Source organism: Dickeya sp. CFBP 2040, assembly GCF_012273755.1.
Lineage (GTDB): Bacteria > Pseudomonadota > Gammaproteobacteria > Enterobacterales > Enterobacteriaceae > Dickeya > Dickeya poaceiphila.
This window is the reverse complement of record NZ_JAAVXH010000082.1, coordinates 1-7,118: the sequence shown is the minus strand read 5'-3', so window position 1 is coordinate 7,118 and position 7,118 is coordinate 1. Positions and strand designations below refer to the sequence as shown.

10 protein-coding genes are annotated in these 7,118 nt (G+C 43.0%); all 10 read right to left on the bottom strand.

The features are described 5' to 3' along the window. Positions 1-2: 2 nt before the first annotated feature. Positions 3-245 (bottom strand): DNA-binding protein, encoded by a 243-nt coding sequence (locus Dpoa2040_RS10785; protein WP_168641239.1) that lies wholly within the window; start codon positions 243-245, stop codon positions 3-5. A gap of 63 nt (positions 246-308) precedes the next feature. Next, positions 309-674, bottom strand: a complete 366-nt coding sequence (locus Dpoa2040_RS10780) for a hypothetical protein (protein ID WP_168641238.1) — start codon at positions 672-674, stop codon at positions 309-311. A gap of 56 nt (positions 675-730) precedes the next feature. Next, positions 731-1,021 carry a hypothetical protein gene (locus Dpoa2040_RS10775; protein ID WP_102801554.1) on the bottom strand — a complete coding sequence of 97 codons (291 nt, stop codon included), beginning with the start codon at positions 1,019-1,021 and terminating at the stop codon, positions 731-733. 74 nt (positions 1,022-1,095) lie between these two features. Further along, positions 1,096-1,428, bottom strand: coding sequence for a hypothetical protein (locus tag Dpoa2040_RS10770; RefSeq protein ID WP_168641237.1), 333 nt, complete (start codon positions 1,426-1,428; stop codon positions 1,096-1,098). A 20-nt stretch (positions 1,429-1,448) separates the two neighbouring features. Further along, positions 1,449-1,667, bottom strand: a complete 219-nt coding sequence (locus tag Dpoa2040_RS10765) for an AlpA family transcriptional regulator (RefSeq protein WP_153508800.1) — start codon at positions 1,665-1,667, stop codon at positions 1,449-1,451. Positions 1,668-1,853: 186 nt separating this feature from the next. Beyond that, a complete protein-coding gene (locus tag Dpoa2040_RS10760; protein ID WP_168641236.1) occupies positions 1,854-2,714 on the bottom strand; it encodes a DUF6387 family protein in 861 nt (286 codons plus the stop codon). A 595-nt stretch (positions 2,715-3,309) separates the two neighbouring features. Then, positions 3,310-4,515, bottom strand: coding sequence for a methyl-accepting chemotaxis protein (locus Dpoa2040_RS10755; protein ID WP_305792411.1), 1,206 nt, complete (start codon positions 4,513-4,515; stop codon positions 3,310-3,312). 438 nt (positions 4,516-4,953) lie between these two features. Then, positions 4,954-5,439, bottom strand: a complete 486-nt coding sequence (locus tag Dpoa2040_RS10750; RefSeq protein WP_042869726.1) for a DUF2501 domain-containing protein — start codon at positions 5,437-5,439, stop codon at positions 4,954-4,956. Between the two features lie 112 nt (positions 5,440-5,551). Beyond that, a complete protein-coding gene (locus tag Dpoa2040_RS10745) occupies positions 5,552-6,439 on the bottom strand; it encodes a helix-turn-helix domain-containing protein (RefSeq protein WP_371810640.1) in 888 nt (295 codons plus the stop codon). A 157-nt stretch (positions 6,440-6,596) separates the two neighbouring features. After that, the gene (locus Dpoa2040_RS10740) at positions 6,597-7,052 is read right to left on the bottom strand and encodes a MarR family transcriptional regulator (protein WP_042869724.1); all 456 of its coding nucleotides are present in this window, start codon (positions 7,050-7,052) and stop codon (positions 6,597-6,599) included. Positions 7,053-7,118: the final 66 nt, after the last annotated feature.

Below are 7,118 nucleotides of genomic sequence, written 5' to 3'. Positions count from 1 at the left end.
TGTCAGCAACAAAGATCTTCTGGCGAAATACGGTCACTTTCCATTTTTTCAAGCAGCTTATGTAATCTTTTCTCCTTCAGCTTACGCGCCTTTTTCTCACCAATCTCCTGATAGTATTCTTCACGGCGCTCTGCTACCACCTTGCGGAACTTCTTCAACAGTTGGTTCAGAATCTTTAAGTCAGTAGTAGCAGCTTCAGCTTGGATTTTTCTATACATAAACATAACGTGGAATTCATCAATCATATTAAGTCTCTCAGTTTTATTTTCTATGTTATTTCCCTCTCAACGAGGGAATATAACCGTTTGTCAATCACGGTCCACTGTCATTTTTAACTTCCAATAAACAGGGCCGTCAGTGTCATTCTGCTCTATGTTTTTTAACACCAGTTCAATGATGTGTTCTTTATGCCAATATAAAATCGTTTCCTTTAATTCATCAAAGTTGATATCAGATAAATCTTTATATCTCTCATCTTTAGCACACACGTCAACTTCATGTGCAATGAGAACGTCATAAAGTATCTCTGACAGCATTTCTCCTGATAAAATATTCATTGCCGTTTCAGGCTCTGTTTCATATATGTGATAAATCGTTTCGCAATACCCCTGTAATACTGTTGATATAAGATGTATTACCGTTTCACTTTTTTCATTTAACACTATCTCTTTCATTTTTAATCCTTCTGTTATATTTATGATTGTTAGCCCCTTTCGGGGCAACGTTAAACTTACTTTCTAAAACTATCTGAATACCGCACCAACATTGCTGCAACTTGTTCAAAGTTTACTTCGGTAATATCACCACGATTACCTTCTTGGGCCGTAAACTTCTCAAAGTTGTTCTGGATATGGTCAAATACATTCATAATGAATGGACTCATAAAATCAGGATCATCCAGAAGCTCTGTGCTCTCACCATTAATCTCTTGCAGGACTTTCCAGCTTGCCTTAAACGACCTTTTAGCAAGATCAAAGAACAGCTCTGTGGATTTATTTTCAATAACGGTTTCTTTAGACATATTTGTTCCTCATAGTTAAATGCTTTTATATTTCAGTTTGATATTACTTACCTCCAACGAGGCAGATAGAATAACTACTGGTAGTCGTTTAAAATATAGCAACTCACTGCATTGTGTATTTCGCGTAGATTCACAAGAACTTCATCAAAGTGAACGTCATTAAGCGAACCTTTATATCTGTGCCTTTTTAAAAACTTGTTAAAACCTATCTTGCTGTTTCCTATGACTGCTTTTAAAATATCTTCCATATACTCATCATCCTCAAGGAGGTAATAGAACCTTTCCCCCACACATTCCTGCATGCGTCGTAAATACTTATCATAACCCTCACAACTTTTTAATATAAAATATCTTGTGGAATCATTGGTGACATTCATTTTCATTGATGGCAATACCATACTCTTCATTTTATTTCCTCTTGTTTATATTATTTAGATACACTGCGTGATTGTGAAATAGCGTTATCAATCCACGCATCAATCTCACTTTCGATAAAAGCTACTGCTCTTACACCCGTTTTTACCTGTGCAGGAAAACGTCCGGCTTTGATAAGTTCATAAATCCACGTCTTACCAAATCCTGTTCTTCTTATTACTTCCGGTAAACGAATAAGGCGCTGTTTTTTATTTTCTTCGATTTGAACCATATTTATCTCCTGTGTTGTTCGATGGAGATAATTCTAGGATTTTGTCTGATTCTAAACTAGGGATGTTCAGAAAAGAGTTTTTTACGCAGATTTTTGGGAGGATAAAAATTGGGTATGTTCAGATTCAGTGAATATAGGCGATATCTGCATTGCGCAATACACCGCCACTTGAAAGGTCAGTTCTGATCAAGTTCCTCCTTGCCCTTTGCCCTTACCAAGTTCATCTTTGATCAGTTTCTGTACTTTCCAGTGTCTTCTGTCGTCGTATCTGTACGTAAAATCGACAAAAGACTGATAGTGAGCAAGATCTGTCAGATAATTGACTGCCAGTGGATGATCTGTTGATTTCACTTTTTCAACATCACGAATACCGCCTTTGAACTCATTAGGGTATAAAAAGCTGGTCAGTTGCGGCATACCAATCCTGACCTCTTCACCCTGCGCCCAGAACAGCAAATCCATGATGGGAATGATGTTGTAATCAAGTATTCTTTTGAGGTTGCTAACCCCAAAACGGAAATCTCTGGCTGGAGGCTCAGGAGCCTGTAGTTGTTCTTTCCACTCAGGCACCATCACTTTAAGGTGATTGATGATTTCTTCGGATGACGTTTCCGCCAGATTAATTTGAACCAGCATCAGCCCCTCGTTGTTTACCCCGGCTTCCTTCAGATAGTGTGAGACTTCCATATGAGGTAGGGGTTTTCCTTCCGGGTTAACGTATTTATCGAAAGCAGCAACATAACCCGCCACCTCCCATAGCCCTTGGTGTGTTACAGGCTTGATGGCATAGCTGGAAGAAAGCTCTTTCTTTGGCCCTTCGAAGATATCCCCAAAAATGACTTTACCATCCAGCAAATCATCATAGTAATCATCATGTATCTTCCTGTTTTCGTAACTCATCGAAGCCAGACGGCTTTCCATCCGGTAAACGATAATTCGGTTCTCTATCTCTTGGAAAAGCTCTTCGACCGTCAAATTATGAAGCTCGCTGTAATTCTCAATATTGAACCATTCCTTAACAGCTTCGGTGATCTCCGCTTTGGTCATAACGTATCCTTTTGGTTTTACTTATCTCTTTGATATGTTATGCCTAAAGATATCGGTTTTGATGTTGCTAATCTATTGAAATAAAGCGGATAAAAGCAAAAGCATACCAAGCCCAAGCATGCATATTGTTCAATAGGGTTCAGCACCGCATGTTGTCATAACCAATTGTTTTTAGTTGACATTTTATACAAGCAGATTAAATAATGTTGGTAGAAATGTTGGTATAAAAAACACTAACATTATGAAAACCACGAATAACAGGAGTTACAGATGAAGTGCGAGTCCAGTCAGAGAGCCAATTTAAAGAAAGCAGACGTTCACCGACGTCTGCTTTTTTGCTTTTTATCAATGGCTTATCCCTTCTTTAGGTTCACCCTCGCTCACCAAAAAACGCTCGAAGCCATACCCTTTTGCTGGTAAAAATGCTGGTAAAGCGGGTTCGATTTCGTTTTTACCAGCAATCGAAGAGAGCCGTCATGCGTGTTCTTAACAAATCAATATGTCTCAAATACAACTGACCGGAAACTCGATATTGCTGGCTACAGCCACTGGTGCAAAACAGCAGCTGTAGGATGGAAGCGATCAAACCGCAGCGTTAAAACAAATCCCAATTATCGTTAGCCTGATGAGAAGCTATAGCTGGGCGAGAGGTTAGGCCAGAGGTTAACTGCGGCTTTATTGTCATGGCAGACGTCACTTCAGTCGCTACTTTTTTTGCCATAACGTCATGGTGGTCGCGGCTGATTTTAAATGCCGATACCAAATCACTCAGCATTGAAGCCTGCTCTTGCAATGATTGCGACGCAGCGGAAGCTTCTTCAACCAACGCAGCATTTTGTTGGGTCACGGTATCCATTTGACCAATAGCCAGATGCACCTGTCCAATCCCTTGACTTTGCTCAATGGTCGCAGCGGCCATGTCTGAAACAATGTCAGCCACCTGGCGAATGGATGCCTGCATTTTGCCCATATTTTCGCCCACATCAGCCGCCTGTATCGAACCACTTTCCACCAATTGTGCAGAAGTATTGATGAGTTCCTTAATCTCTTTGGCCGCAGAAGAAGAGCGCTGAGCCAGACTACGTACTTCACTGGCAACCACCGCAAACCCCTTGCCTTGCTCTCCGGCACGCGCTGCTTCAACCGCGGCGTTCAACGCCAGGATATTGGTCTGGAAAGCAATTCCCTCAATAAGCCCGGTGATATCCGAAATCTTGGAGGAGCTGGCTTTGATCTCATCCATCGTTTTTACCATCGTTGATACCGAATGGCTGTTTTCGTCAGCCAGCGTATTCGCATTAGTCGCCAGCGAACTCGATACGCGCGTCATCAGAGTATTAAACGCAGAGGCGGTTTTTCCCAGTTCATCCTGACGGCTATCATTCGCTTTCAGTGTCAGATCCAGCGACTCACTGACCTCGCCCATGACACGTTGCATCGTGTTGAGGTTATTACGGACACCCAGAATGATTTTCACCGCCAGCGTTCCCACCACCAGTATCATCAGGGAAGAAAACAGTATCATCTGCCAAAATACCTGAGAAGAAATCGAGCGGTTTTCACTACGTAGCGTTTTCCCGATGTCGATGTTTAATTCAATCTGGACCTTCAGGTCATTCACCAGTTTTCGAACCTTCGCGCCCACACCGCTGTCCCCTTGCAACAAAGACAAGGCTGCTGCACTATCTTGCGAACGGGATATAGCAAGAAACGCCGGTAATGCATTTTGAACCGCGGTAATGTCATTCAGTGCGTTAACCGTCATCGCTTTGTCTTCATCATTAGACAGATCATTTGCCATGTAATAATTTGTTAATTCGTTTAGATTAACCAGCAGGACATTAATTTTTTTCTCTATTTCCGGTAATTTTCCGGCATCTTTTACGCTTTGGTATTCATAAAGCGCAAGATTCAATTCACTGGCTGCACTGATCGATTTATCAAGATCCTTAATACTTGGGATAACATTGTCCTGAACATCTGAGTTGAAAATCATCTTTACAGGTCAAAATGATGCTATCGATTCGTCGAAACGGAATCCATTGATATATAACGCCCGCGCATACGATACGACAAGTAAAGCATTCGTATATAAGGCTCATCACGAGCCTTATATACCCGTCATACTTCAAGTTGCAGGTGTGTTGGCTGCCTGCAACCCGAATTATTTAGGGTATAATCGATGATGATGAATCACCCCTGGCCTGATATTATCAATATTTCATACGGTAAGATTCCATCATGAAATAAATTTCACACCTTGCTTTAATATGATGTCACATGCTTTAGTTTTAACTTTCTCGCCCAATGGCGTATTGCCAATTGCATTCAGATTTAGCTGTTTCCCTTCGCCTGTGCTGAGCAGGCCGGACAGCCCCTGCATATAGTCAGTCTTTTTCTGCTGTTCTGATTGAGAAGACAATCCTAGCTTATTCAGCAGCTGATTTTTGATATTTTCGGTATTCGTTGCTGAAACCAGCTTCTGTTTTATGCAGTATTGCAAGATACCCGCAGCATTGTTCATGCTACCGGCACTCAGCGATGGTGTTCCGCTGGCGAGCAGACGGCTCAGTTCACTCATATTGCCAGATGCAGCGCTGTTCTGGTTTAACTGGCTGGTCGCATTGGAAAGAGAATCCTGCCAGCTTGCTGCCTGAACATAACCCGCTATCGTCATCAGGCCGGCTACCCCTATGGTTTTCACTACACGTTTAATTACTGTCATAACACACTTACTCTTTTGTGATCGAAAACTGCGATGCAGTATACCTTCACTTCGGTAGCTCACCATGCGATAAAACTGAAACCACCCCATTACGTAAGCGGTTATTCTATGATTACTGCTGACTTATTTTTCGATCAAACGGCGCATAATATTCCACGTCGAAATACCCGGTATCTATCTTGCCGTTTTCGTTTTTCCTGCAACGGATAACTTCCAGCACCCCGCTATTTATGTGGGTATAGGCCTGACCGGGCAAAATATGATGATAAATCGTTTTCAAAAACGACTGATATTCCTGCTCGTCGCCGGAAAAGCTAAAGCGTAAATAACGGTCGCCCGGCGTTTGCGTCTGACTGTCAACACCATCAGTAATAACATGATCATGTGGGTCAACAGCACTCATGTGATACGCCAACCGAACATGTCGGTTAACCCGATTGGCATCAGGAATCACGGTTGAAAAAGAATAAATGACCGCATATTCGCCATCCTGTTGGTGGCTTGCCTGTTCCCACCATTGGATTCTTTGCGAGATATCGTTCGCCGAAATAAAGTCATCAATATGTTGGCTATGTTCAAAAAAAGAGGTCTCTGTCGGCCTGACAGGCAAATCAACTAATTCGGGGATAGGAAGCCAGTCCGTATCAGCCCTCAATGACGGTTGCAGGCTGGAGAAATCCCAGAATGATGCCCTGCGATAATGCCCAGGAGACATGCCAAAATGCTTTTTGAAGGTGCGGGTAAACGACTGCTGGGAATCAAAGCAATAGCGTAACGCCACATCCTGAATGGTTTGACTGGTAAGCTTTAATTCAATCGCCGCTTTGCTCAAGCGCCGGTTGCGGATATAAGTCCCTAACGCGACACCGGTTTCTTTCTTGAACAAACGCTGCAAATGCCATTTGCTGTAACCCGATTTCGCAGTGACGTCATTGATCATCAGTGGGCTTTCAAGGTGGTTTTCTATCCAGCCAACCAGCTCAGCAGTAAATCTCACCATAGATGGCATCGTTGATAGCATCATTGCAAAATCCTCCTTACTGACTATCAGAAACACGCTTTCGCATCCACCGATGACGAAACCGGCATCAACATCTATTCACACACCAGCGCGACAACCGCGGCTAGCCTCATAGGGAATGCCCAAAATAATGGATTCAGTAGGGTAAATAACGCGTGATCACCTCATCCGGCAGCATCTTGGTCAACAGACGAATCAACTGCTCGACCTCCTGAGGCGTCAGACGAGCAGTGATTTTCGCCGGTAAAACCTGCATCCCTTCCTGTTCAAACTGCTGGCAAATTGCCCGCCCTTTTTCCGTCAGCGCCAGAATCACCTGCCGTTTATCGCTGGGATGAGGCTGGCGCACAATAAATTCCCGCTTCACCATCCGCTCAATCATGCGGCTAAGCGCGCCACCGTCCATCATCACGTTTTTGCACATTTCCACCGGGCTGGTTAATCCTTTATAGATACTGATCAAGACCTTGAACTGAGGCGCGGTGATGTCGCTGTCAGCAAAATAGTCATTCAGCAAGTGATCCTTGAACTGGTTTGACAGGTGGATCAGCAGGCCAATCGGGCAAAGTGCTTCATCGGACGTATGGTTCATTTGATAAAAAACTGACCAGGCATTAATTGAATTCGAAATTAATGCCTGGTCAATAAAATGTCAATC

Coding starts and splice junctions, on each gene's coding strand:
- Dpoa2040_RS10785 (WP_168641239.1), bottom strand. CDS start 245: ATGATTGATGAATTCCACGTTATGTTTATGTATAGAAAAATCCAAGCT.
- Dpoa2040_RS10780 (WP_168641238.1), bottom strand. CDS start 674: ATGAAAGAGATAGTGTTAAATGAAAAAAGTGAAACGGTAATACATCTT.
- Dpoa2040_RS10775 (WP_102801554.1), bottom strand. CDS start 1,021: ATGTCTAAAGAAACCGTTATTGAAAATAAATCCACAGAGCTGTTCTTT.
- Dpoa2040_RS10770 (WP_168641237.1), bottom strand. CDS start 1,428: ATGAAGAGTATGGTATTGCCATCAATGAAAATGAATGTCACCAATGAT.
- Dpoa2040_RS10765 (WP_153508800.1), bottom strand. CDS start 1,667: ATGGTTCAAATCGAAGAAAATAAAAAACAGCGCCTTATTCGTTTACCG.
- Dpoa2040_RS10760 (WP_168641236.1), bottom strand. CDS start 2,714: ATGACCAAAGCGGAGATCACCGAAGCTGTTAAGGAATGGTTCAATATT.
- Dpoa2040_RS10755 (WP_305792411.1), bottom strand. CDS start 4,515: ATGGCAAATGATCTGTCTAATGATGAAGACAAAGCGATGACGGTTAAC.
- Dpoa2040_RS10750 (WP_042869726.1), bottom strand. CDS start 5,439: ATGACAGTAATTAAACGTGTAGTGAAAACCATAGGGGTAGCCGGCCTG.
- Dpoa2040_RS10745 (WP_371810640.1), bottom strand. CDS start 6,439: ATGGTGAGATTTACTGCTGAGCTGGTTGGCTGGATAGAAAACCACCTT.
- Dpoa2040_RS10740 (WP_042869724.1), bottom strand. CDS start 7,052: ATGAACCATACGTCCGATGAAGCACTTTGCCCGATTGGCCTGCTGATC.